This is a genomic window from Bacillus sp. GbtcB14 (genome assembly GCF_019091205.1).
In the GTDB taxonomy this organism is placed as follows: Bacteria; Bacillota; Bacilli; order Bacillales; family Bacillaceae_G; genus Bacillus_A; species Bacillus_A cereus_AG.
The window spans coordinates 1-23,102 of sequence record NZ_JAGXJT010000018.1 but is presented as its reverse complement, the minus strand read 5'-3'; the positions used below and the strand labels follow the sequence as shown (position 1 = coordinate 23,102).

Sequence of the window (23,102 nt, the reverse complement as noted above, 5' to 3'; positions counted from 1 at the left end):
ATATGTACTATTCAAACTTAATAAGAGTGATAAAAAATGAAGAATTTATCTATAAAGAAATCAAATCTATTTCATCCCTTATTACATAAGATATATAAAAGTAATAAAGGGGTGTAAATTGAAAATGTCTATAAGAGTGAATCTTGATGATCTTGATGATTTAGATTTGACAACCAAGTTTCCTACTCATAATGATGTGTTAGTTTATGATAGTACAACATTGAAGTGGATTCCCAAGGCACTTTCATTTCCAATGACAGAAAGCGTTTCAAACTCCTACGTATTGGAATTAGATAGATGGAATATTAAAAGTAATGGAACTGATTCATATGAGACTACAAAAGGGATAAATGATGCGTTAGTTTGGGCTAAATCTCAAGGGTATAATCACGTAGTATTGTCAAGTGGCACATATAAGTTGAAGATTGATCCGATAACATTCACGTGTATTGTTCTGCAAAGTGATATGCATTTTGAAATGATGGATGGATGCATATTAGAATTAGAAGCTAATTCATCTCCTTGGTATAGTATATTTGAGGTGAAAGGTGTTAAAAATGTTAAGATTTCTGGTGGGAAAATAGTTGGAGATAAAAAGACACATAAGTATGAATTAGGAGTGAAGTTTGTTAGGGGAGGAATAAATGTCGATGGCTCATTAAATAATAATCCTAATTTTATTCGTAGTGAAATAGTAGATAGGTATGAAAATTCTGGTCTTTTACAAAATTTTCGCTTGTGGTCTATCCCTGGTGTAGTTGCTACGGGGTATAGTTTTTACCAGTATAAAGATATTATTTCTAATAGTACGTTAGTTGGGAGTAGGAATAATGGTGGATTTGCTCCAGCGAGTCCAACTGGTCGAGGGTGGTTCGCGTCTATAAAAGATGCTAATAAGATAATTTTTGTAATTGATATAACGTCTTCACCATTAAGTGACACTCAAATTGAGCAAATTAATGCGAAGGTTGATAATCAGAATTGGACTCATGAGTGGGGACATGGGGTACAAATAAACGGTTCACACAACATTGTAATAAATAATGTAGAAATAAGTAATTGTACAGGTGATGCTATTATTACAGCTTGGTTAGAGTATAAGCTTAATTCGTCTGATTATATCCAAGAGGACATGGGATCGTATATTTATATTCATAGTTGTAATCTTCACCACTGTAGGAGACAAGGGATTTCTCTTACTGGCTCAAATGATATTTATATTTCAAGTAATAAAATACACCATATTGGAAAAGCTGATGATGACGTTACAGTAGATGGTACTGCTCCAATGTTTGGTATTGATATTGAATCTATGTGGTCTGAAACGAATATACCAACCTGGCGACCAGAGTTAAATAAGTCGGGATTGGAATTGAATACTAGAATATATATTTTTAATAATCATATATACTCTAACGCTAGAGGGCATTTTGTAAATGCTGATGGTATAAATGTGATTGTAGAAACTAACACATTTGAAGGTCCGAATGTTGGAGGAGTTAGTTCATACCAAAATAACTGGTATGTAAAATACCTGAATAATACATTCATCGAGTGTGAATTTGTTATCAAGGGAGATAATTTTGTTAATGGAGTTGTCTGTAATAAAGGTAGTGTAAAATTAATGGATGTTCAAGGTGCAGTGGTTCAAAATTGTCAAATAAAGAATGGTGAATTTTATGGATATAGTTCTTTAGGGTATTTTGGAACACCTACGATAGATATCACTACTAGTACATTTACTTTTAGTAAGCCGCACGGGATGGGGAATGGAGCTAAAATTTGTTTCGAGCAGTGGATTGGTAAAGTTCCTATCGGAATTAGCGTGGATAAGTTGTATTACGCTATAAATGTAACTGAAACAAGTTTTCAAGTGTCTGAAATGTTGAATGGAACTCCAGTAACTATAACTGATTTAGGTATTTCAGGATTTAATATTAGTCGATATGATTATGGTAGATGTTACATTTCTAATATTATGATTGAAAAAGAATGGAGTAATAATCCAGTAGATAGTGGTGTCGATATTACATTAACAGGAGGTGTTATTAAAAATCTTACAGTAAAAAATTATGGTTTGACAATTGGAGTACCTGAAAACTATGTAGGTAGACCTAATGTAGTGGAAGGGATAACTGTAATAGAAGGTCCTACACGATTAGAGTGCTGTAATATAAGTGATGGGAAATTTATGAAGGTGAAAACTTCAATAATAGGAGGAGATATGGCTCTAGGTAGTAATGATGTAAAGTATAAGAGAAAGGTAAATATAGATAATTGTATATTTCAAAATGTTGCCTTGAATTTTGATGGGAATGTGCTAAACACTCGAAGTACATTTTTAAACTCTATTATTAGGAAAGCAGACAATGAAAATACTTCGACCATCACACTTTCTTACCTTGAAAACACTTCAATTGCTTTGCATTGGTTAACTAAAGAAAAAACAATGGTAATAGCAAGGTGTATATTCAATAATGTTTCGACCGATATAACGAAAAGTACGATGTTGATAGATAATTTGGTATTAACATAAATCTATTTGCTTGAAATAATTTGTTTAACACAACATTATTTTTTAATAAATATATAAAATTCTCTATTGGAAACAGTTCAATAAACAAGTTGAGCTGTTTTTTTGTTTGCAAACATAAAAATCTATGAAATTTTAGGCAAGCAGAATATTTTTTGAAAAATAACTTTGGGAGGAATGCATATATGAAAATTCTAAATATAGTTGAAGCTGGATACATAGTTACTAACAATGAGCGTTATTTACTATATGTAAAGTAGGTGGAATTTGCCCTATATATCATGTTATAGAATGACCTAATATATATTTTTTTAGAATTATTTAATCTCTAAAAATAAGATTGCTTGGTATGTTAGTTAGAGGGAGAATTTATAATTTTTATGATTGTAAACGAACTAGTGTGGTGGGTTATACTTAAAAATTAACTACTGAGAGGTAGGAGATTATAATATGTTAAATGCAAACAAACAGCATCGTTTGAAAATTGGCATCATGTTAGATTCACTGGTTGTTAGTAGTTGGATTGAAAAAATGATCTATGATATAGTTCATACTGAATTTTTAGAGCTTGCTACTGTGCTTATTAACGGCAATGAAAGGGGAGAGAAACAAAATGTTTATCAGCAGAACGCGAATAAGGTATCGTTGTATTCTGAATATTTAAGATGGGATTATAATTATTATAGTAAATACGTTAAACATAATGCATTTAAACAGGTTCAAATGGAATCTTTGCTATCCGAATATGGCTGTAAAATTTTAACCATAAAGCCTAAAAAACAAGGGTTAAATAATGAGTTTTCTGATTCAGATTTAGATGTAATTAGGGATGAGCAGTTAGATGTTATTATAAAGTTAGGATTTGATGCATTTCATGGTGAGATAATAAATATTGCAAGATACGGAATATGGTCGTACTGTTTTAATGGAAAAGGAGTAGAAGCTTTTTGGGAGATGGCTAGCAGGAAAATAGCGCTAGAAACTAGGCTGCAAATTTTAGCGAGTAAGCCTGAAAATCACAAGGTTATTTATAGAGCGATGTCTTCACTGAATGTTGAATCTTTATTTTTTAACCGCAATCAATTGTATTGGAAAGTTAAAGATATTGTTTTGAGAAGGCTTTTTGATTTATACAAAAAAGGATGGTTGTATATTACAAATTTAGATACATATAATCAACCTTCATTGATTAATGAGCGTCTAGATAAATATCCAACGAATTTTCAGATGATTCCTTTTATTTCTCGGCTTGCTATACACAAATTAAAATCCAGGTTATTTATGGAACATTGGTTTATAGCATTTAAAAATAGAAAAGAGAAATGTAGTAAATTTCATATTATTAAGGCTCCGTTAAGCAGGTTTTATGCGGATCCTTTTGTTATCGAAAAAAATAAAAGAAATTACATTTTTTTCGAAGATTATATATACAGCGAGGGTAAGGGGAATATTGCGTTTGTCGAAGTGGATATTGAATCAAATAGTGTTTCACAACCTACTACTGTTTTAGATAAACCGTATCACTTATCATATCCTTTCTTAATAGAAGATGGTGGAGAGATTTATATGATACCTGAGACATCAAGTAATCAAACAATAGAACTATATAGAGCAACAAATTTTCCGTATGAGTGGGAAATTGAAAAAGTATTGATGGAGAATGTGAAAGCGGTTGATACAACAATTATTCAACATGATGGTAAGTATTGGTTGTTTACTAATATTTTTACTAATGGAAATTCACTTGATGAGTTATATTTATTTCATTCAGATTCTTTATTCGGTCAATGGGTGTCGCATCCATTGAATCCTATAGTTTCTGATGCAAAATCGGCTCGGCCTGCTGGTAATATATTTGTTCACGAGGATAAATTAATTAGACCATCACAAAATTGTTTATTTTCTTATGGATATTCAGTCAATTTGAATGAAATTGAAATACTTAATGAAGATTCATATAGAGAAAAGAAAATTAAAGAGATTACTCCAAGTATTTTTAAGAGGAACAAAGGTACCCATACTTACGTTTTTAATGAGGATTTGGAAGTACTTGATGGCAGAAAACAGGTACTTAAATTTAAGTAATCCTTATTATATATAAGCTGTTTGCTTTTATATATTGTATTGATATGGTTTTGGAAGATACCCTAAAAAGTTTGAATGAGGAGTATAATTATATATGAAGAGATTTTTTGATTTGTTAGTTTCTTTGTCATTCTTATTAATTCTCTCATTGCCTATTATTATAGTAGTTATTTTAGTTAGAATTAAGTTAGGCTCTCCAATTATATTTAAGCAGATGCGTCCAGGTCTATATGGAAAAGCATTTTATCTTTACAAATTTCGTACAATGACTGATGCAAGAGATAGTAAGGGTGAGTTGTTAGCTGACCAAGTTAGATTAACTTCATTTGGGAAATTTCTTAGAAAATACAGTTTAGACGAATTACCACAGCTTATAAATGTTGTAAAAGGTGATCTAAGTTTAGTAGGACCGCGGCCATTGTTAATGGAATACTTACCTTTATATTCTAATGAACAAGTGAAAAGACATCATGTAAAACCAGGAATTACGGGGTGGGCTCAAGTGAATGGGAGAAATGCGATTACTTGGGAAAAAAAATTTGCATTAGATGTATGGTATGTAAATAATCAATCTTTTTTACTCGATATGAAAATATTATTTCTGACAGTAATAAAAGTGTTTAAATCAGAAGGAATAAATCAAGTTGGTCATGTAACAATGGAGCGTTTTACGGGTGCAAAATCGACTGTAAGGGGGGAGGGGAAATGAAAATTGCAATTATTGGACAAGGCGGCCATAGTAAGGTTATACAGGATATTATTTTATCAAACAATGAATATGAAATCATTGGATATTTAGATGATCGATATGAAAATATAGTTACTGTAGATAATCTTTATTTTGGGCCGATTTCAACTGCTCACGATATGATTAATTATTTTCATCAAATAAAGTTTGTTATCGCGATAGGGAATAATAAAGTTAGAAGGGGAATTGTCAAAAAATTACGTTTGTTAGACGAATTTTACATCACGTTAATACATAAAACGGCTGTTGTCAGTCCAAGTGCTAAGATAGGAAACGGCACAGTCGTCATGCCCAATGTAGTGATAAATGCTGATACTCAAATTGGTAATCATGCCATTATAAATACAGCCTCTGTCGTTGAGCACGACAATATAATAGGTGATTTTGTGCATATTTCTCCTCGCGCTACACTTACAGGTTCTGTCCTCATAGAAGAGGGTGTGCATATAGGGGCTGCAGCTACTATGATTCCAAGTGTTAAAGTTAGAAAATGGTCTATTATTGGAGCGGGAGCTGTTGTAATAAATGATATGCCATCTAATTGTATTGCTGTTGGTATTCCTGCCAAAGTTATCAATGAAGTAAGTTACTAGGGGGATAAAGATGGTAATGATACAACAAAAACGAATTTATCTCTCATCACCGCACATGAGCGGAAATGAACAAACATATATTCAGGATGCATTTGATACAAATTGGATTGCTCCTCTTGGTCCGAATGTAGATGCTTTTGAAAAGGAGCTTGCAGCTTTTGTTGGTGTAAAGGATGCTGCAGCGGTTAGTTCAGGCACTGCTGCTATTCATTTGGCTTTACGTTTGTTAGGGGTTCAAAAAGGAGATAAAGTATTTTGTTCAAGTCTTACTTTTGTAGCAAGTGCAAATCCAATTGTTTATGTAGGAGCTGAACCAATATTCATTGATTCAGAGCCGGAAACATGGAACATGTCACCTCAAGCATTGGAATGTGCGTTATGTGATGCGGATAAAGCAGGGGAATTACCAAAAGCTATTATCGTTGTTAACTTATATGGACAAAGTGCGAAAATGGATGAAATTCTTTCATTATGTAATGAATATGATGTTCCTGTTATTGAGGATGCAGCAGAATCTCTCGGTTCTACCTATAAAGGGAAAGCAAGTGGAACATTCGGAAAGTTCGGTATTTATTCATTTAATGGTAACAAAATTATTACAACCTCTGGTGGGGGAATGCTGGTTTCTGATGATGTTGAGGCATTACAGAAAGCGCGGTTTTTAGCAACTCAAGCAAAAGACTTAGCATCTCACTACGAGCATAGTGTGGTGGGTTACAATTACCGAATGAGTAATATATTGGCCGGTGTTGGAAGAGCACAATTAGAGGTGTTAGAAGAAAGAGTTAGGGCTAGAAGGTTCATATTTGAGCAATATTACCGAGAATTATCCAATATATCTGGGTTTCAGTTTATGCCCGAGTTAGAAGACACTTGCTCGAATCGATGGCTTACAACTTTAACTATTGATGAAAAAGAAGCAGGTATATCTATAGAATCACTATTGGGAGTACTAGCCGAAGAGAATATCGAGGCTCGCTCTGTTTGGAAACCACTTCATATGCAGCCGCTTTTTAAAACAATGAAATATTATCCTCATAGCGGAAATACTCATGTGGGTGAACAATTATTTAAAGAAGGTATTTGTCTTCCTTCTGGTTCTAATATGGAAGACAGGGAACTACAAAGAGTAATTCAATGTATCAAAAATGCTTTGTAAAATGAACCGCTTTCTGGATGTTGTGTGTAAATTTAGGAGGCTCTTTCATTTGAAAGATTACTTTTGAAAGTTGGTTAAACACGAATAAGAATAGTTGATAGTTTTTGGAAGTTGATATCATGAGGATAAAGTTTGAATGTACAAAAAATGAAAATTGTAGAAACTGATAATGGGTGGATTATTATGGACAACAACAAACTATCGGTGCATATATTGTAGAGGAAGTAAGTGGGTAACGAGAGCTTGAAGATATCATTTATAATATTACAGATAGCTACGCTGTTGTTTTAAATACAGCAAGATCAGATGTATGGAGATATATTGCTTTAACTTTTCTTAGCTTACCAAGATGGTGTAGAAAATATCTATATTTGTGGACAAGGTTAAAGAATAAGTAGGAGAGTTCATTATAAAGGTTTCTAATTAATTATAACCAGAAAGTTCAGTCTATTAATTGACAGAGTAAAGATGAAATGCTAATTTTATCTTATTAATGTCCTTCTTTAATCAAATTAAAACACAGCTATATATTGAAAGATAGATCATAATAGCTATCAATATTTTCTTATTATTTTGTTGAACTAAATATAATCGTTCTCTAAAAAGAATATTCAAAGAACAATAAAGTGTATGTAGCTGTAGAGGAACTGTCTGTAAAAGCCCAATTCGTGAGGAGCAATTATCAGTGAAAATGACTAAGTTAAGCTGATGAGAGTTTTACTTGATTCGATTGGGCTTTACTTATTGTTGTTGCATAACGGGAGGGGAAAATGAGTGCTATAACTGGGATTTTACATTTTAATGATGAACCTATATCGATTGAGCACATTACGAGAGTAATGAATGATTTGCAAAAATATCCTGCTGACGATGTTCAAATATGGCACAAAAATAACGTCTTCCTTGGGTGTCACGCACAATGGATTACACCAGAGTCTATCGGTGAACAATTACCATTTTATGATTATGAAAGGAAATTATCAATTACAGCAGACGCCATTATCGATAATCGTGATGAGTTATTTGGAAGACTGCAAGTGGATTATGCTGATAGAAAAAAAATGACAGACAGCGAATTAATCTTGCTTTCCTATCAAAGATGGGGAGAAGAAACCCCAAAATATTTAGTAGGCGATTTTGCTTTTATGATTTGGGATGAGCGAAAGCAAAAATTGTTTGGGGCAAGAGATTTTTCTGGGAGTCGAACTCTTTACTATTACAAGAATCAACAGCGATTTGCATTTTGTACGACAATACAGCCGTTGTTAACCTTACCATACGTTCAAAAACAATTAAATGAACAATGGCTCGCTGAATATTTGGCTATATGTGGAATGGTTGATGTAGTTGATGCCACCATGACGCCTTATAAAAATATAGAACAAGTACCTCCATCTCATAGTATTTCGATAGTTGAAGATAAGATAATGCTTACGAGATATTGTACTTTAACTTCAAGAGAAAAGTTAAAGTTAAAGTCAAATGAGGAATATGTAGAGGCATTCCGTGACATATTTCAAGATGCAGTGACAGCAAGATTACGAACATATCGTCATGTTGGTGCCCAGTTGAGTGGGGGATTGGATTCAGGATCTGTTGTCAGCTTTGCAGCAAAGGTTTTACGTGCAAAGAATAAACGACTATATACATATAGTTATGTTCCTCCTAATGATTTTATCGATTTTACACCCAAGTATCGGATGGCTAACGAGAGGCCGTTTATTCAATCAACTGTAGAGCATATAGAAGGTATTACAGATCATTATGTAGATTTTCAAGAAAGAAACCCTTTATTAGAGATCAATGATTTTCTTGAAATGATGGAGATGCCATATAAATTTTTCGAAAATTCTATTTGGATAAAGGGGATTTTCGAGAAAGCATATGAGGAAGGAATAGGCGTATTATTAACCGGAGGAAGGGGGAATTTATCTATATCTTGGGGACCTGCTATAGAGTATTATGCCATTCTTTTAAAAAAATTAAGGTGGATTCGCCTTTATAAAGAACTAGATTTATATAGTAAAAATATTGGAGTGAAAAAAACAAAGTCCTTATCATATATTTGGAAATTCGCATTCCCACTTATTAATAAAATCACTCCGGGCGTTGAAATATATCGTTCACCTAGATTAATTAGCTCCGAGTTGTCAAAAAGGACTGATGTGTTCACGAAACTAAAAGAACATGGCATTGATGAGAGAGGAACTTTGCCAAATATATATGAAGAAAGAAGAAGACATTTTGAAGAGTTGTTCCATTGGAATGCAACAAATACACTTGGAACGAAACAATCTTTACGCTATTCGCTATGGAAACGTGATCCAACAAATGATATACGAGTAATTCGTTTTTGCCTATCAGTACCTGAAGAACAATATGTACAGGATGGTTTTGACAGAGCGCTTATCCGTAGGGCAACAGAGAGTTTTTTACCGGATAAAGTTAGATTGAACCAGCATTATAGAGGGGTTCAAGGTGTAGATTGGGTTCATCGCATGGCTCCTTCTTGGCATATATTTGTTGAGGAGCTTCAGTGCCTTAGTTCAGAGAGGTGGATTTGGGAATTTTTAAATGAGAAAGTGGTAAAGTCAGCTATTTCAAAGGTTAGGGAAGGACCCCGGCCAGAATATGCAACAAACCCAGAATACAGGATTGCTATTCGGAGTTTAGTCGTTAGTCGATTTATAAAAAACTTTTCTTGAGAGGAGGTGAAAATATGAAAAAAGAGTGGAAAACTCCGGTGCTAGAGACACTGGATATTAATATGACTATGGCATCAGGATATGAGGGCTATCATGATGAAGCTTACAATGGTGAACCTGCGACTGGTCCGCATCATCAATCATAAATTCATTTGTTTTTAGATGTTTTGTTGCCCTTATACCATATGGAAAAGGATAAGGGCTTTTCCTTTAAATTAATTCTTTTAGTAATTTGGAGTGATATAGATGATAGATACTGATACTGTAAAAAAAAATATTTATAAAGCTTTTGGATTAAATTTATTAAGTGAAATCATTTTACCAGAATTACCTCAAATAAATAAACAATCCGATAAACCGGATGTTTTGATTACGATTGATGATTTATCTGAGTTATGGCTGGAAATAGCAGGTCAACCCAATCAATTTTTGGTGAGGGATAATCTAGTTATGTTTCAACTCCCTAACCTTGCTACGTTTGCTATAAGGGATGGAAATAGGATTAGTGTTTCTCCGATGAATGAAGCTGATGAAAATGAGATTAGGATTTATATTCTGGGGACTTGTATGGGCACTATATTGATGCAAAGGAAAATATTACCTTTGCATGGGAGTGCGGTTGCTATAAATGGAAAGGCTTATGCTTTTATTGGAGATTCAGGGGCTGGAAAATCTACTTTGGCTACTGCTTTTTTAAGTAAGGGATATCAGCTGCTAAGTGATGATGTGATAGCTGTGTCTTTTTCAAATGATAGTCATGTTCCGCTTGTTTTTTCAGCCTATCCACAGCAAAAGCTATGGCAGGAAACCCTGACCGCATTTGGAATGAATTCAAGTCAATATTGTTCTTTATTTGAACGTGAAACTAAATATGCGGTTCCAGTCGATTCTCAATTTTCAACTGAAACATTACCCCTTGCCGGTGTATTTGAATTAGTTAAAACCGAGAGAGAGGGAATTGACATTTATCCTATTCAGAGACTTGAGCGTCTCCATACTTTATTCCGTCATTCATATCGAAACTTTTTGATTCCACGTTTGGGATTAATGGATTGGCATTTTAGTACTTCTACAAGGATCATCGAAAAAATTGATATATTTCGACTACGCCGACCAACTTGCGAATTTACAGCGCATCAACTAGCATCTTTAGTTCTAGCAACCTTAAATAAGGAGGAATAATCTATGATTCGAAAACAAAACATTTTATTATACCATACAATCGTACAAGGAAAAGGAAACATTGTCAGTAATATGGATGGAGAAAAAGTCATGTTGAGTGTTCAAAATGGAAAATATTATAATTTAGGTGAAATGGGTGGAACGATATGGGATTTTATTGAGACCCCAACATCTGTTACTCAATTAGTTGCTGCATTAATGTCAGAATATGAAGTAGAGAAATCTATATGTGAGGAGCAAGTTATTTCTTTTTTAGAACTTTTGTTAGAAGAAAATTTGGTTGAGATTGTAGAAGGGTGAAACAAGTAGTCTGGTATTTTATCCTGTATAAGAAGTAGGGGAATATATGAATATTGTGCGAAAGATAAGAAAGTTTTTCTCGTTAGATATGAAAACAATGTTTTTATTTATAGAAGCGTATATGTATTTAGGATGGGCTCGTTTTCTTAAATCTATGCCATTTTCTAAGATTGCTCCTACATTAGGTACTCATATGGATGAAACATCTTTAAAATGTAACGAATCTAATAAATTTATATTAAGAAGTATTTCTGAAGCAATACGTATTATGAGTCAGCACACTTTTTGGGAGAGTAAATGTCTTGTGAGTGCGATAGCTGGAATGGAAATGCTAAAAAGACGTCAAATTGAGAGTACTCTGTATTTAGGGACCGCAAAGGATAAGAATGGAAAGATGGTTGCTCATGCTTGGTTACGTAGTGGTCCATTTTATATAACGGGAGCAGAAGAAATGGAACGGTTCACCGTAGTTAGTAAATTTGCGAGAAGAATTGGTTAAAAAATCTTGAAGGAGAATACTATGAATAACAGTTATGGACTGGATTTAAACGGTGTAGCTAAGGAGCTAAAATTGCAACTTGAAATTCTCAAAAGTAGAAATGCTACGGAGTTACAAGAAATCAATAAGGAATGGTTTGAAAAAATTGATTGGGATAGATTTCTCGAACTAACAATCCATCATCGTGTATATGCATTTATTTATCCAAAGATGAAAGAGATGGATAAAAAATTGGTTCCGGTACGTGTTATTCAAATTTTACATCAATATTTTAAAATGAATACATTTCAGATGCTTCATTTAAGTGCTGAAATGGAGCTAGTAAGTAAACTGTTTACTGAAAATGAGATTCGTACTCTTTTTTTAAAAGGACCGCAACTTGCTCATGACCTATATGGGGATATTTCCTTGCGAACATCCTCTGATTTGGATGTTCTTATTCCAATTCATCAGCTGAAAAAAGCAGAAAAACTTCTTTTAGAACAAGGCTACGTAAAGGATGGTGATATTCAAACAATATTAAACGATTGGAAATGGAGACATCATCATGTGGAATTTTTTCATCAGCAAAAGCAAATTAAAATTGAAATTCATTGGAGATTACACCCTGGACCAGGAAAGGAGCCAAGCTTTGAGGCACTGTGGGAGCGAAAACGAACAAGCACACTTACAAGTGAATCTATATATCAATTAGGAAGAGAAGACTTGTTTTTATTTCTGATTTCTCATGGGGCACGTCATGGCTGGTCTCGATTGCGTTGGTTATTAGATATAAATCAAATGGTCAAGCAAGGACTTGATTGGAAAGAAGTTTACAAGTTATTCACAACATATCAATGTGGGCATGTAGGAGGCCAGGCACTAATTCTAGCTACTGAGCTTTTAAATGCAACACTCTCTGAAGAAATGAAAGTATTGACAGATCAAAGACGCTCTAGAAAATTAGCACAAGATGCACTATTTTATATTAGAAAAATGATAAACTTACATACGGATCCTGTTCCAGATGAAGTAGCAGCGTATCACAGTCGTCATTTATTTTCATTAATGTCAAATCAACAAAAAATTTTATTTATTATTAGTTATTTTTATCCTTATCCAATTGATGCAAAGACGTTACCATTACCTAAATATTTTCATTTTTTGTACTTTCCTTTACGTCCTATTCTATGTACCTGGAGGAAAGCGAGAAAGCATGTATTATCATAGGGGGACATAGAAATGAAAAATCTCTTGTACTTTGCTAAGAAGTTACATTGTTTTTCTGGAAAAACATTATATTTAAATTTATTAGGAATGTCCTTGGTTAGCCTTTTAGAGGGGATTGGCATTCTTTTATTAATCCCTATGATAAGTGTCAGTGGAATTGTAAAGGTAAATAGTGGATCAACTCCAGGCTCAGAAGTGTTTGAACTTTTGCATAATATCCCTGAAACATTGAGCTTGTTGATTATTTTAAGTGTTTATATTTTTTTGGTAGTAGCTCAATCCCTCTTGCAACAAAATCTTACCCTTAGAAATATGAAAATTCTTATAAATTTTACAAACCATATAAGATTGGAAATATATCGTACATTATTACAAGCTAATTGGGTTTTTTTTGTGAAAAAGAGAAAGTCCGATTTAATCAATGCTTTGACTGAAGAATTAGGACGTGTTGTTAATGGAACAAACTTATTTTTTCAGATGTTAACTGCTCTTATTTTTACATTAATACAAGTTGGAATTGCTTTATGGCTTTCTACAACGATAACTCTCTTTGTTCTATTTGCTGGTTTAGTTCTTGCTTTTTTTTCTAGACATTTTATAAAAAAATCAAAAGCGCTCGGCAATCAAAAATCGGAGGTAGCTAGAAGTTATCTTGGCGGCATAACAGATCATTTTAACGGGATTAAAGATATAAAAAGTAATACGTTAGAAGAATCTAGATATACATGGTTACACACTTGGTGCCAAAGGATAGAGCAAGAACAACTAGCATTTATGAAACTAAAAAATAGTTCACAACTTTTTTATAAAATTGCATCGTCTATTTTAATTGCATTTCTTATTTTTACATCTATAAAACTATTCCAAGCTCAGCCAGGACAACTATTATTAATTATTCTTATTTTTTCAAGGCTATGGCCAAGATTTACAAGCATTCAATCCAATCTTGAGCAACTAGCTGCAAGTATTCCTGCTTTTAAGTCTTTAATAGAATTACAAGAAGAGTGTAAGACAGCAAAGGAATTACAAGATATAGAACAGTGTTATAAACATGTAAAACCAATGTCTATAAGAAAAGGGATTGAATGCCGAAACGTATATTTCCGTTACAATGAAAACGAACATGTATACGCTCTACAAAATATTAATGTGCAAATCCCAACCAATCGTATGACAGCAATTGTTGGGCGATCGGGTGCTGGAAAAAGTACATTAATTGATATTTTAATGGGGCTTATTCAACCGGAAAAAGGACAAGTATTAATAGATGATGCGACTATTACAAGTGATAATTTATTGGCTTTAAGGAAATCTATTAGCTATGTTCAGCAGGACCCCTTCCTATTTAATGCGAGCATAAGAGAAAATTTATTGATGATTGAGCCAAATGCAAGTGAAGATCAGATTTGGGCTGCATTAAATTTCGCGGCCGCTGCTGAATTTGTACAAGCGCTTCCGAATGGACTTGATACTTTTATTGGGGATAGAGGAGTTAAACTTTCGGGTGGGGAGAGGCAACGATTAGTTTTGGCACGAGCAATTTTAAGAAAACCTTCTATTCTAGTTTTAGATGAGGCAACAAGTGCGTTAGATTCAGAAAATGAAGCGTTAATTCAAAGTGCATTAGAGAAGTTAAAGGGTCAAATGACTATTATCGTAATTGCTCATCGTCTATCAACAATACGTAATGCTGATCAAGTAATTGTGATAGATAAAGGAGAGGTTGTTCAACGAGGTGAGTTTAACCAACTAGCTCGAGAGAGAAAAGGTGTGTTTCGTAATTTATTAGGTAAACAAGTAGAAGTTGGTTCTTAGAGGGGAAAGAGTGAATGGATTTTTGTATTCATGTAGTTCGAATCGAATAAAAGCCTGAGTGATGTTCAGTTATAACAGGACATTATTCAGGCTTTTATTTGTACGTTTTCTACATTTAGGGAGTAAATATAAATGAGTACCTTGCAATGAATAATACTAAGTGGTATATTATGGATACAACAGGTACCGTGTATTGAACAGTACTGGAATGAGAAAGGGGGACTGACCTTGAACGTTCAGTTTAAAAAAGGTGTGTTAGAACTGTGTGTTTTAGCACTTGTGAAACGTAAGGATTGTTACGGTTATGAACTTGTTCAGCAAATCTCAAATAAGTTTTTAATATCAGAAGGGTCAGTGTATCCTTTATTACGTCGTTTAACGAAAGAAGGATATTTTCAAACGTATTTGAAAGAATCTACGGAGGGACCGCCTCGTAAATATTATCAACTAACTGAGCAAGGGGAAACGCAACTGAATTTGTTAGTAACAGAGTGGCGTGATTTTGCAAAAGGCGTACAAGAAATTATTGAAGGGGTGGAATGGGATGAGTAAAGAACAGTTTCTTAAAGAATTATCAAGTCATCTTAGAAAGTTACCGGAAGAAGAGAGGAAAGATATTTTATTTGATTATGAAGAGCATTTTCAGTTTGGGATAGAAGAGGGGAAAACTGAATCGGAAATAATAAAGGGTCTTGGCTCTCCGAAAGTAATTGCGAAGGATTTACTTGCTTTGTATCGTTTTGATGAAATGAAAAAGGACCCATCTACTTCGAATATAACAAGGGCTGTCATGGCAGCGATTGGACTTAGCTTATTTAATTTCATTATTGTGTTAGGCCCGTTAGTTGCAATTATTGCGTTTATATTTTCCTTCTGGATCGGTGGAATTGCTAGTGTAGTGACACCATTTTTCGTTATTGGAAAAGTATTTATGGGTACTTTTATATGGTTGGATTTATTCGTTAGTATAACGTTTGTTGGAGTAGGTTTGTTGTTATGTATTATCGCTTATTATAGTACGAAGTGGTTTAAAAAGTTATGCGTACGTTATGTAGTATGGAACTTCAAAATGATAAAAGGGGAGTAGATGATGAAAAAAATATTGTTAGTAGCAATCGCTTGTATCATTATTGGAGTAATAGGGATTTCACAAACATACGAAAAAGCAGTGCAAAGTGCAGAAGAAGGAAATAAAGAAAACGTAATTAAAAACGAAACACTAAAAAATATAGAAGTTAAGTTAGATGCTGGGGATATTGTTGTCCAAAAATCTCCCGATTCTTCTTTTTATGTAAAGCAATCAGGAGATGTACGTAAACAAGAGATTCATATTGCTGAAGATGGTGACACATTAAAAATTATTGGGGAAAGAGAAAAAGGAGCTTCATTTGATTTTTCTTTTTATGATTTTAGGTTTCAAACGTCTACAATAACTCTCCTCGTGCCTGAACGTTCTTATCAAGAGATAAAAGTAAATTCATCCGCTGGACAAATAGAAATAAGTGATGTGAAAAGTGATCGTGTAAGTGTGGGGACACTCGCTGGAGAAGTAGATTTGAAACATATCACAGCTAAGAGTGTGGAGGGATCTACAAAAGCTGGTGAGGTGAACTTTAAAAAGGTAATAGGGAAAGTAATAGCGAAAACGGCTAGTGGGGATGTATATGTTATGGATCATGATCCTAAGTATGATGTAGAGGCAAGTTCAACTGCTGGGGATGTAGATATTACTTTATTAGAAAAACCACAAGATGCAGTAATAAGTGGGCGAAGCGCTGCTGGCGACGTAATGATTTTTAATGAAGAAAATAAAAATATAACAATTGGCAATGGTAGTAAAAATATTAGCGGTAAAACAGCTGCTGGCGATGTGACGATTGAAACTCGTTCATAAGAAATAGAATGTATGAAAATCTATCAAAATACAAAAAAAGAAGATAATTACCGTATATAAATAAGGTAATTATCTTCTTTTATTATTCTTAATGTAAATCACGATATACGCCAATTACTTTTCCTATAACTGACACTTGTTTTAAAATGATAGGTTCTAATGAAGAGTTTTCCGGTTGTAGACGGAAATGGTCTTTTTCTTTATAGAAACGTTTAACAGTTGCTTCGTTATCTTCTGTTAAAGCGACTACAATTTCACCGTTGTATGCAGACTGTTGTTGGCGAACAACAACTAAATCCCCATCGAAAATACCAGCTTCAATCATACTATCTCCGGAAATACGTAACATAAATACTTGGTCTGCTCCAGCAACAATGCTAGCTGGAAGTGGGAAGTGATCTTCTACACTTTCAACTGCTGTAATCGGTAATCCAGCAGTAACTTTTCCGACAATTGGAACTTGAATAACAGATTGTGTTTCTGTATCCATTCGGTTGTCACCTAAAATTTCAATTGCTCGTGGTTTTGTTGGATCGCGTCGAATATATCCTTTTTCTTCTAGTCGTGATAAATGTCCGTGCACTGTAGAACTAGAAGCGAGGCCGACTGCTTGACCGATTTCACGTACGGAAGGTGGATATCCTTTTTCTTGTACTTTTAGCTTAATAAAGTCGAGAATGTCTTGCTGGCGTTTCGTTAACTTTTCCATGTTTTCTAACACCTCGTTTTCTTTCATTTTTCTTATTAATAAGTATAACATGCGAAAAAACATTCTACAAACATAAGTTCGAACGAAAGGCGAATTTATGATACACTATAAGGAAAATATAGTGAGAAAGAAGGGTTCAAAATGAATGCAATTATTTATGCACGTGTGAGCACGACAAAAGAAGAACAGGAAACATCATTATTGCGTCAAAAAGATGAATTATTGCATTTAGCTGAGCGCTATCAAATGAATGTTGCAAAGGTGATTGAAGAGCAGGCTAGCGGTTATACAATTGAACGTGATGGCATATTAGAAGTGCTAGATACAATTCGCGATGAACAAGTTGATGTACTTCTCATACAAGATGAAACGCGCCTTGGTAGAGGGAATGCAAAGATTGCATTAATGCACTGTTTACATAAAGAGGGAATAAAAGTATATACGCATACGCATAATGGAGAATTAGAACTCTCTGATTCTGATTCGATGGTACTAGATATAATTGGGATTGTTGAAGAGTATCAAAGAAAGATCCACAATTTAAAAATTAAACGTGGCATGCAAAGGGCGGTAGAGAAAGGATTTCGTCCGGAGAATAATTTGAAAAATCGTCATTTAAGTATAGGACGTGAGAAAAAAGAAGTGCCAATTGAGGAAATTGTACGTTTACGCCGGAATGAATTAACTTTTGAAGAAATTGCAGCAACACTTCGTGGTTTTGGTCATGATGTTTCAAAAGCAACAGTACACCGAAGATATGTAGAATATACAAAGCAATTGCTTGATAAAGAGGACTAACTATTGTATGATAATAATCAGTTTTGAGTAAAAGGGGGATTCGAGATGCAAAGTCACGAACTCATTGAACGCATTAACTTCTTAGCGAAAAAAGCAAAAGCTGAAGGCTTAACTGAAGAAGAACAACGTGAGCGCCAATCGCTACGTGAACAATATTTAAAAGGATTTCGTCAAAATATGTTAAACGAACTTAAAGGGATCAAAGTTGTTAACGAAGAAGGTACTGATGTTACACCGGCGAAATTAAAAGCTTTAAAAAAGCAAGATAATGCAAAATTAAACTAAAAGATGGGCGAGGCCCATCTTTTTTATTTATTATATCCGTTATTTAATAACTTTCCAGTTGTTATTGACTGTTGCTTCTATCTTTTTGTGCTTCAATATATAGTTAGCGATAAGTTCAGACATATCTGTTGGTATGTCTTTTATTACGGGCTTATTTTGAAACATAAAGAAGTTCCCTCCGCCGCTTGCGCGATAATTATTCATAACGACGTCATATTCTTCATTCATATGAAGGGGAGCTCCTTTATACTGTAAGGATTCGACTCTCTCTCCAATTGGTTTGGAAATGTTTAATACGTACGAAATTCCTTCCCACATATCGTAATTATAGTGTTGCGGCTTTGGTTCTATGTAGGTAGGATTTACAATGATAGTTTCATCTGCTTTTAATGTGAAATAAGAAGCAGAGAGTTCAAGGGCATCTTTTATATCCGCTCCAGTTATTCTAATTACTTTTAATGTATTTGGATAAATATAATTAGAAACGATGTCACGCATTGTTACGCGATTAGGGAAACCTGGAGATAGATTATGGAATAAGCTTGTACAAGAAATGGAAACATTAGCTATATCCATCTGTATTTTATTTATAAATTCAATAAAAGGATGGTCTTGCAAACGAGTTTGCATAGCATCTGAAATTTGCATGTCCCCATAGATTAATCCAATAGGTTGATCGAGCCAATTTTGTGTTTCCTCTTCATAATCGGCAACCAAGGAAAGCATATGTTGGTCCGCAGTAATTCCACGCACGGGCAATAATTGTGAATAACTCTCTTTTTTTACCCATTTTTGTTCTGTTTTCTCGAATGTTACTGTTATTTTTCCGACGGAGTGTCCATTGCATCCAGTTTGTAAAACTGTTACACCATTTATTACGGTGTGAGCGATTTCCCGGTGTTGGTGGCCTGTTAGTAAAATATCTATGCCTTCAATTTTATGGCACATTGCATAACCTTGGTTTTCACCTGTTAAAACTTCAGTCGGTACCCCGGTTTGTAAATCGCGTTCAAATCCTCCATGATACGCTACGATTAGTAAATCTGGTTGCTCTTGTTCGCGAATGTAAGAAACCCATTTTTTTGTTGTTTCTAATGCATCTTCAAATTGTAGATCTTGAATGTGATGAGGTTGTTCCCAATTAGGAATGTAATGCGTTGTCATCCCTAAAATAGCAATTTTTATATTTGATTCAATATGTTTTATCATATATGGTTTCCCGAAATAAGGTTCTTTTCTGTTTGTATCTAAAATATTTGCTGATAGATACGGGAAGTTCGCAGTAGAAATAGCATGATTTAATACGTCCATTCCATAATTAAATTCATGATTCCCGATAACTGCAGCATCATAGTTTAAATAGTTCGCTAATAAGGACATTGGGTTTTTCTTATCTTTTTTGTATGTAGCGTAATGATAAGTAAAGGGTGTTCCTTGTATGAAGTCACCGTTATCAATTAAAAGAACGTTTCTATTTTGGGAACGTTCTTTTTTTATAAGAGTAGAAATTTTAGCTAAACCAATTTCAGCTTGAGAGTTATCTTGGTAGTGAATTGGATAAACAGTACCATGTATATCGCTTGTTAATAAGATGTTTAAAGTTACAATTTGATTTTGATTCAATATTATTCACCTTTTCTATTGTTATCTACTATTTAAGCATATCAAATATATGAAGAGAATTTTAATGAGAATGTATAGAATGTGTAAAGATTCTGTAAATAAGCAATTATTTGTAAAAATATGTGATATATTTCTTCATGTTTACGGAAGGTTATTTTATAACAACAAAAATGGAGGCATTAATATGTTGAAAAAAGTTTTTGCGATGAGTACAACGGTTGTAATTGCAGCAGGATTATTGAGTGGCTGTGGAACGAAGGAATCAAGTGCAAGTAAAAATGAAGATACGAAAAAAGGGTATGTACCGAAGACTTTAAATGTTCAATTTGTTCCTTCTCAAAATGCAGATACGTTAGAGGCGAAGGCAAAACCATTGGAAAAGCTATTAAGTGATAAATTAAATATTCCGGTAAAAGTTAGTATTTCAACGAATTACAATACAATTGTAGAAGCGATGGCATCTAAGCAAGTAGATGTAGGTTTTTTACCTCCAACAGCGTATGTGCTAGCGCATGAGAAAAAGGCTGCAAACGTAATTTTACAAGCACAACGTTTTGGAGTAGATGATGAAACGGGAGCTCCTACAAAAGATTTAGTAGACTTTTATAAATCTGAGTTTGTTGTTAAGAAAGATTCTAACATTAACAGTGTAAAAGATTTAAAAGGTAAAAAAATTGGTTATCAAGACGTAACGTCATCAGCGGGGTATGTATGGCCTGCAGCTGTACTGTTAAAAGAGGGGGTTGATCCGTTAAAGGATGTGAAACCTGTTACATTAAAAGGTCACGATCAGTCGCTTATTGCTCTTTTAAATGGTGATGTAGATGCAGCTGTTGTATTCCAAGATGCTCGTAATATTGTAAAAAAAGATTATCCAAATATATTTGATCAAACGAAAATAGTGAAATTTACGGAGAAAATTCCAAACGATACGATTTCGGTACGCTCTGATTTAGATGCAGAGTGGAGCAAGAAATTACAGGATGCTTTCATTGAAATAGGAAAGAATGAGGAAGGTCACAAAATCATTAAAGAAGTATATTCACATGAAGGATATGTTAAATCTGATGATAGTAAATTTGATATCGTTCGTGAATATGGAAAGAAAGTAAAAACGCAATAATACATATGGAAATGGCAGCTAACTGGAAGAAGGGTTTATTTTCAGTTAGTTTGCCGTTTGGAATATATAGAAGGTAGGTAAGATGTGTGATAGAGTTTCGAAATGTCTCCAAAGTGTATCCGAATGGTACAAAAGGATTGAATAATATAAACTTGAACATTCAAAAAGGTGAGTTTGTTGTAATGGTAGGGCTGTCTGGGGCTGGAAAGTCTACACTTCTAAGATCTGTAAACCGTCTTCATGAGATTACAGAAGGCGAAATCATGATTGAAGGTGAATCTATAACTGCTGCAAAAGGAAAAGGATTACGTCGCATGCGCCGGGATATTGGTATGATTTTTCAAAGTTTTAACCTTGTAAAGCGATCATCGGTATTGAAGAATGTATTAGCTGGGCGTGTTGGGTATCATTCGACTTTACGTACAACGTTAGGTCTATTTCCAAAAGAAGATTTGGAGCTTGCCTTTCAATCGTTAAAAAGGGTGAATATTTTAGAAAAAGCATATGCGCGAGCTGATGAATTATCAGGAGGACAACAGCAACGTGTATCGATTGCTAGAGCGTTGGCGCAAGAAGCGAAAATCATATTGGCAGATGAACCTGTTGCGTCGTTAGATCCGCTAACAACAAAGCAAGTATTAGATGATTTGAAAAAAATTAATGAAGATTTTGGAATTACAACAATTGTAAACTTACATTCTATTGATTTAGCTAGGCAATATGCGACACGCATTATTGGATTACATGCAGGCGAAATTGTTTTTGATGGTTCAGTAGAAGAAGCAACGGATGAAAAATTTGCTGAAATTTATGGAGACGTAGCGCAGAAAAGTGAATTATTAGAGGTGGCAGTTAAATGAATGACGTGACGATATATTCGAAATCGATACCGAAGCCGCCGAGTAAGTTGAAACATATGTTAACGGCTATTCTAGTCATTTTACTGTTGTGGGGAAGCAGTGTACAGGTCGACGCATCATTTTCAAAACTAGCAGTTGGTTTTCCTAATATGATTGATTTGTTAAAAGAGATGGTGCCGCCTGATTGGAGTTATTTTCAAGTTATTACAACAGCGATGTTAGATACAATACGTATGGCGATTATTGGGACGACTTTAGGAGCGATTTTAGCTATTCCACTGGCACTATTTGCGGCAAGTAATGTGTTTACTAGTACATTTTTGTACGGGCCAGCTCGATTGGTTTTAAATTTTATCCGAACGATACCAGATTTATTATTAGCGGCGATTTTCGTAGCTATTTTTGGAATAGGACCACTTCCAGGTATTTTGGCTCTAACTTTTTTCTCAATTGGGCTCGTGGCGAAATTGTTGTATGAGTCAATTGAATCGATTGATTCAGGTCCATTAGAAGCGATGACAGCAGTAGGAGCAAATAAAGTGCAATGGATTGTGTATGGGGTAATTCCGCAAGTGAAAGCACATTTTGTCTCCTATGTTCTTTATACATTTGAGGTGAACGTACGTGCAGCAGCTGTTTTAGGTTTAGTAGGGGCAGGTGGTATTGGATTATATTATGACCGCACACTTGGTTTTTTACAATATCAACAAACTGCATCTATTATTATCTATACCCTTGTTGTTGTATTGTTAATTGATTATGTAAGTACATTGTTACGGGAGAAATTATAATGAGTAAAACGACGTTAATCGTACCAAAACCGAAGAAACCGAGTGTGTATCGCTGGTTTATTTTTATAGCACTTGTATTTGTTTATGTATGGGCTTTTTCAGGAGTCCCGTTAGAGGGTAACTAACTGTTACGATTTATTTAACCAATTATAACGAAAGTTAATTAAATATATCAGTAAGCCCTGCTAGTC

Annotated in this window: 22 protein-coding genes and 1 pseudogene; 21 read left to right on the top strand and 2 right to left on the bottom strand. The window is 34.1% G+C overall.

The window, feature by feature from the left end; genetic code table 11:
- Positions 1 to 124 precede the first annotated feature (124 nt).
- From KVT31_RS27380 to KVT31_RS27310, 15 genes are all read left to right on the top strand, one after another.
- On the top strand, positions 125 to 2,536 hold the full coding sequence (locus KVT31_RS27380; protein ID WP_088097385.1) for a right-handed parallel beta-helix repeat-containing protein: 2,412 nt from the start codon (positions 125 to 127) through the stop codon (positions 2,534 to 2,536).
- Positions 2,537 to 2,983: 447 nt separating this feature from the next.
- Complete coding sequence (locus KVT31_RS27375) at positions 2,984 to 4,618, top strand: glucosamine inositolphosphorylceramide transferase family protein (RefSeq protein ID WP_088097384.1); 1,635 nt, start codon at positions 2,984 to 2,986, stop codon at positions 4,616 to 4,618.
- A gap of 94 nt (positions 4,619 to 4,712) precedes the next feature.
- A complete protein-coding gene (locus KVT31_RS27370) occupies positions 4,713 to 5,327 on the top strand; it encodes a sugar transferase (protein WP_088097383.1) in 615 nt (204 codons plus the stop codon).
- Positions 5,324 to 5,959, top strand: a complete 636-nt coding sequence (locus tag KVT31_RS27365; RefSeq protein ID WP_088097382.1) for an acetyltransferase — start codon at positions 5,324 to 5,326, stop codon at positions 5,957 to 5,959. Before KVT31_RS27370 ends, KVT31_RS27365 begins: the two co-directional genes overlap by 4 nt.
- Positions 5,960 to 5,975: 16 nt before the next feature.
- A complete protein-coding gene (locus KVT31_RS27360; protein WP_371879168.1) occupies positions 5,976 to 7,118 on the top strand; it encodes an aminotransferase class I/II-fold pyridoxal phosphate-dependent enzyme in 1,143 nt (380 codons plus the stop codon).
- Between the two features lie 770 nt (positions 7,119 to 7,888).
- Complete coding sequence (locus KVT31_RS27355) at positions 7,889 to 9,823, top strand: lasso peptide isopeptide bond-forming cyclase (protein WP_088097380.1); 1,935 nt, start codon at positions 7,889 to 7,891, stop codon at positions 9,821 to 9,823.
- A 14-nt stretch (positions 9,824 to 9,837) separates the two neighbouring features.
- Positions 9,838 to 9,969: a paeninodin family lasso peptide gene (locus tag KVT31_RS27350; RefSeq protein WP_140392528.1), complete on the top strand. Its 132-nt coding sequence runs from the start codon at positions 9,838 to 9,840 to the stop codon at positions 9,967 to 9,969.
- A gap of 100 nt (positions 9,970 to 10,069) precedes the next feature.
- Positions 10,070 to 11,005 (top strand): phosphoenolpyruvate carboxykinase (ATP), encoded by a 936-nt coding sequence (locus tag KVT31_RS27345; RefSeq protein ID WP_088097379.1) that lies wholly within the window; start codon positions 10,070 to 10,072, stop codon positions 11,003 to 11,005.
- Between the two features lie 3 nt (positions 11,006 to 11,008).
- Positions 11,009 to 11,305, top strand: a complete 297-nt coding sequence (locus KVT31_RS27340) for a lasso peptide biosynthesis PqqD family chaperone (protein ID WP_088097378.1) — start codon at positions 11,009 to 11,011, stop codon at positions 11,303 to 11,305.
- A 46-nt stretch (positions 11,306 to 11,351) separates the two neighbouring features.
- Positions 11,352 to 11,804 carry a lasso peptide biosynthesis B2 protein gene (locus KVT31_RS27335; RefSeq protein ID WP_088097377.1) on the top strand — a complete coding sequence of 151 codons (453 nt, stop codon included), beginning with the start codon at positions 11,352 to 11,354 and terminating at the stop codon, positions 11,802 to 11,804.
- 21 nt (positions 11,805 to 11,825) lie between these two features.
- Entirely contained in the window at positions 11,826 to 13,013 is a 1,188-nt protein-coding gene (locus KVT31_RS27330; RefSeq protein ID WP_088097376.1) for a nucleotidyltransferase domain-containing protein, read from the top strand.
- 12 nt (positions 13,014 to 13,025) lie between these two features.
- Positions 13,026 to 14,828, top strand: coding sequence for an ABC transporter ATP-binding protein (locus tag KVT31_RS27325; protein ID WP_088097375.1), 1,803 nt, complete (start codon positions 13,026 to 13,028; stop codon positions 14,826 to 14,828).
- Positions 14,829 to 15,056: 228 nt separating this feature from the next.
- A complete protein-coding gene (locus tag KVT31_RS27320; protein ID WP_001102620.1) occupies positions 15,057 to 15,380 on the top strand; it encodes a PadR family transcriptional regulator in 324 nt (107 codons plus the stop codon).
- A complete protein-coding gene (locus KVT31_RS27315; RefSeq protein ID WP_088097374.1) occupies positions 15,373 to 15,915 on the top strand; it encodes a DUF1700 domain-containing protein in 543 nt (180 codons plus the stop codon). The genes KVT31_RS27320 and KVT31_RS27315 overlap by 8 nt, the downstream gene beginning before the upstream one ends.
- The gene (locus KVT31_RS27310) at positions 15,916 to 16,722 is read left to right on the top strand and encodes a DUF4097 family beta strand repeat-containing protein (RefSeq protein ID WP_088097373.1); all 807 of its coding nucleotides are present in this window, start codon (positions 15,916 to 15,918) and stop codon (positions 16,720 to 16,722) included. It abuts the gene before it with no gap.
- Between the two features lie 88 nt (positions 16,723 to 16,810).
- Here the strand turns inward: KVT31_RS27310 and lexA are convergent, their stop codons facing one another.
- Positions 16,811 to 17,431, bottom strand: a complete 621-nt coding sequence (gene lexA / locus KVT31_RS27305; protein ID WP_000413737.1) for a transcriptional repressor LexA — start codon at positions 17,429 to 17,431, stop codon at positions 16,811 to 16,813.
- A 141-nt stretch (positions 17,432 to 17,572) separates the two neighbouring features.
- On the opposite strand from lexA, the gene KVT31_RS27300 reads away from it, so the two are divergent.
- Both KVT31_RS27300 and KVT31_RS27295 read left to right on the top strand, forming a co-directional pair.
- Complete coding sequence (locus tag KVT31_RS27300) at positions 17,573 to 18,229, top strand: YneB family resolvase-like protein (RefSeq protein WP_088097372.1); 657 nt, start codon at positions 17,573 to 17,575, stop codon at positions 18,227 to 18,229.
- A 45-nt stretch (positions 18,230 to 18,274) separates the two neighbouring features.
- A complete protein-coding gene (locus KVT31_RS27295) occupies positions 18,275 to 18,514 on the top strand; it encodes a DUF896 domain-containing protein (protein WP_001190582.1) in 240 nt (79 codons plus the stop codon).
- A 39-nt stretch (positions 18,515 to 18,553) separates the two neighbouring features.
- On the opposite strand, the gene KVT31_RS27290 is transcribed toward KVT31_RS27295, so the two are convergent.
- Positions 18,554 to 20,137 (bottom strand): bifunctional metallophosphatase/5'-nucleotidase, encoded by a 1,584-nt coding sequence (locus tag KVT31_RS27290; RefSeq protein WP_088097371.1) that lies wholly within the window; start codon positions 20,135 to 20,137, stop codon positions 18,554 to 18,556.
- Between the two features lie 184 nt (positions 20,138 to 20,321).
- Here KVT31_RS27290 and KVT31_RS27285 point away from each other — a divergent pair, with 184 nt between their 5' ends.
- The 4 genes and pseudogenes from KVT31_RS27285 to KVT31_RS27270 form a co-directional block, all read left to right on the top strand.
- A complete protein-coding gene (locus KVT31_RS27285) occupies positions 20,322 to 21,260 on the top strand; it encodes a phosphate/phosphite/phosphonate ABC transporter substrate-binding protein (protein WP_088097370.1) in 939 nt (312 codons plus the stop codon).
- Between the two features lie 86 nt (positions 21,261 to 21,346).
- Complete coding sequence (gene phnC, locus KVT31_RS27280) at positions 21,347 to 22,120, top strand: phosphonate ABC transporter ATP-binding protein (RefSeq protein ID WP_088097369.1); 774 nt, start codon at positions 21,347 to 21,349, stop codon at positions 22,118 to 22,120.
- The gene (phnE, locus tag KVT31_RS27275) at positions 22,117 to 22,911 is read left to right on the top strand and encodes a phosphonate ABC transporter, permease protein PhnE (protein ID WP_088097368.1); all 795 of its coding nucleotides are present in this window, start codon (positions 22,117 to 22,119) and stop codon (positions 22,909 to 22,911) included. Before phnC ends, phnE begins: the two co-directional genes overlap by 4 nt.
- Positions 22,911 to 23,030 (top strand): annotated as a pseudogene (locus tag KVT31_RS27270) (phosphonate ABC transporter, permease protein PhnE); the annotation flags it as partial. The gene phnE and the pseudogene KVT31_RS27270, both read left to right, overlap by 1 nt.
- Between the last annotated feature and the right edge of the window lie 72 nt (positions 23,031 to 23,102).

Bases quoted from the DNA above. Each gene is read 5' to 3' on its own strand.
- KVT31_RS27380 (WP_088097385.1), top strand. From the start codon at position 125: ATGTCTATAAGAGTGAATCTTGATGATCTTGATGATTTAGATTTGACA.
- KVT31_RS27375 (WP_088097384.1), top strand. From the start codon at position 2,984: ATGTTAAATGCAAACAAACAGCATCGTTTGAAAATTGGCATCATGTTA.
- KVT31_RS27370 (WP_088097383.1), top strand. From the start codon at position 4,713: ATGAAGAGATTTTTTGATTTGTTAGTTTCTTTGTCATTCTTATTAATT.
- KVT31_RS27365 (WP_088097382.1), top strand. From the start codon at position 5,324: ATGAAAATTGCAATTATTGGACAAGGCGGCCATAGTAAGGTTATACAG.
- KVT31_RS27360 (WP_371879168.1), top strand. From the start codon at position 5,976: ATGATACAACAAAAACGAATTTATCTCTCATCACCGCACATGAGCGGA.
- KVT31_RS27355 (WP_088097380.1), top strand. From the start codon at position 7,889: ATGAGTGCTATAACTGGGATTTTACATTTTAATGATGAACCTATATCG.
- KVT31_RS27350 (WP_140392528.1), top strand. From the start codon at position 9,838: ATGAAAAAAGAGTGGAAAACTCCGGTGCTAGAGACACTGGATATTAAT.
- KVT31_RS27345 (WP_088097379.1), top strand. From the start codon at position 10,070: ATGATAGATACTGATACTGTAAAAAAAAATATTTATAAAGCTTTTGGA.
- KVT31_RS27340 (WP_088097378.1), top strand. From the start codon at position 11,009: ATGATTCGAAAACAAAACATTTTATTATACCATACAATCGTACAAGGA.
- KVT31_RS27335 (WP_088097377.1), top strand. From the start codon at position 11,352: ATGAATATTGTGCGAAAGATAAGAAAGTTTTTCTCGTTAGATATGAAA.
- KVT31_RS27330 (WP_088097376.1), top strand. From the start codon at position 11,826: ATGAATAACAGTTATGGACTGGATTTAAACGGTGTAGCTAAGGAGCTA.
- KVT31_RS27325 (WP_088097375.1), top strand. From the start codon at position 13,026: ATGAAAAATCTCTTGTACTTTGCTAAGAAGTTACATTGTTTTTCTGGA.
- KVT31_RS27315 (WP_088097374.1), top strand. From the start codon at position 15,373: ATGAGTAAAGAACAGTTTCTTAAAGAATTATCAAGTCATCTTAGAAAG.
- KVT31_RS27310 (WP_088097373.1), top strand. From the start codon at position 15,916: ATGATGAAAAAAATATTGTTAGTAGCAATCGCTTGTATCATTATTGGA.
- lexA (WP_000413737.1), bottom strand. From the start codon at position 17,431: ATGGAAAAGTTAACGAAACGCCAGCAAGACATTCTCGACTTTATTAAG.
- KVT31_RS27300 (WP_088097372.1), top strand. From the start codon at position 17,573: ATGAATGCAATTATTTATGCACGTGTGAGCACGACAAAAGAAGAACAG.
- KVT31_RS27295 (WP_001190582.1), top strand. From the start codon at position 18,275: ATGCAAAGTCACGAACTCATTGAACGCATTAACTTCTTAGCGAAAAAA.
- KVT31_RS27285 (WP_088097370.1), top strand. From the start codon at position 20,322: ATGTTGAAAAAAGTTTTTGCGATGAGTACAACGGTTGTAATTGCAGCA.
- phnE (WP_088097368.1), top strand. From the start codon at position 22,117: ATGAATGACGTGACGATATATTCGAAATCGATACCGAAGCCGCCGAGT.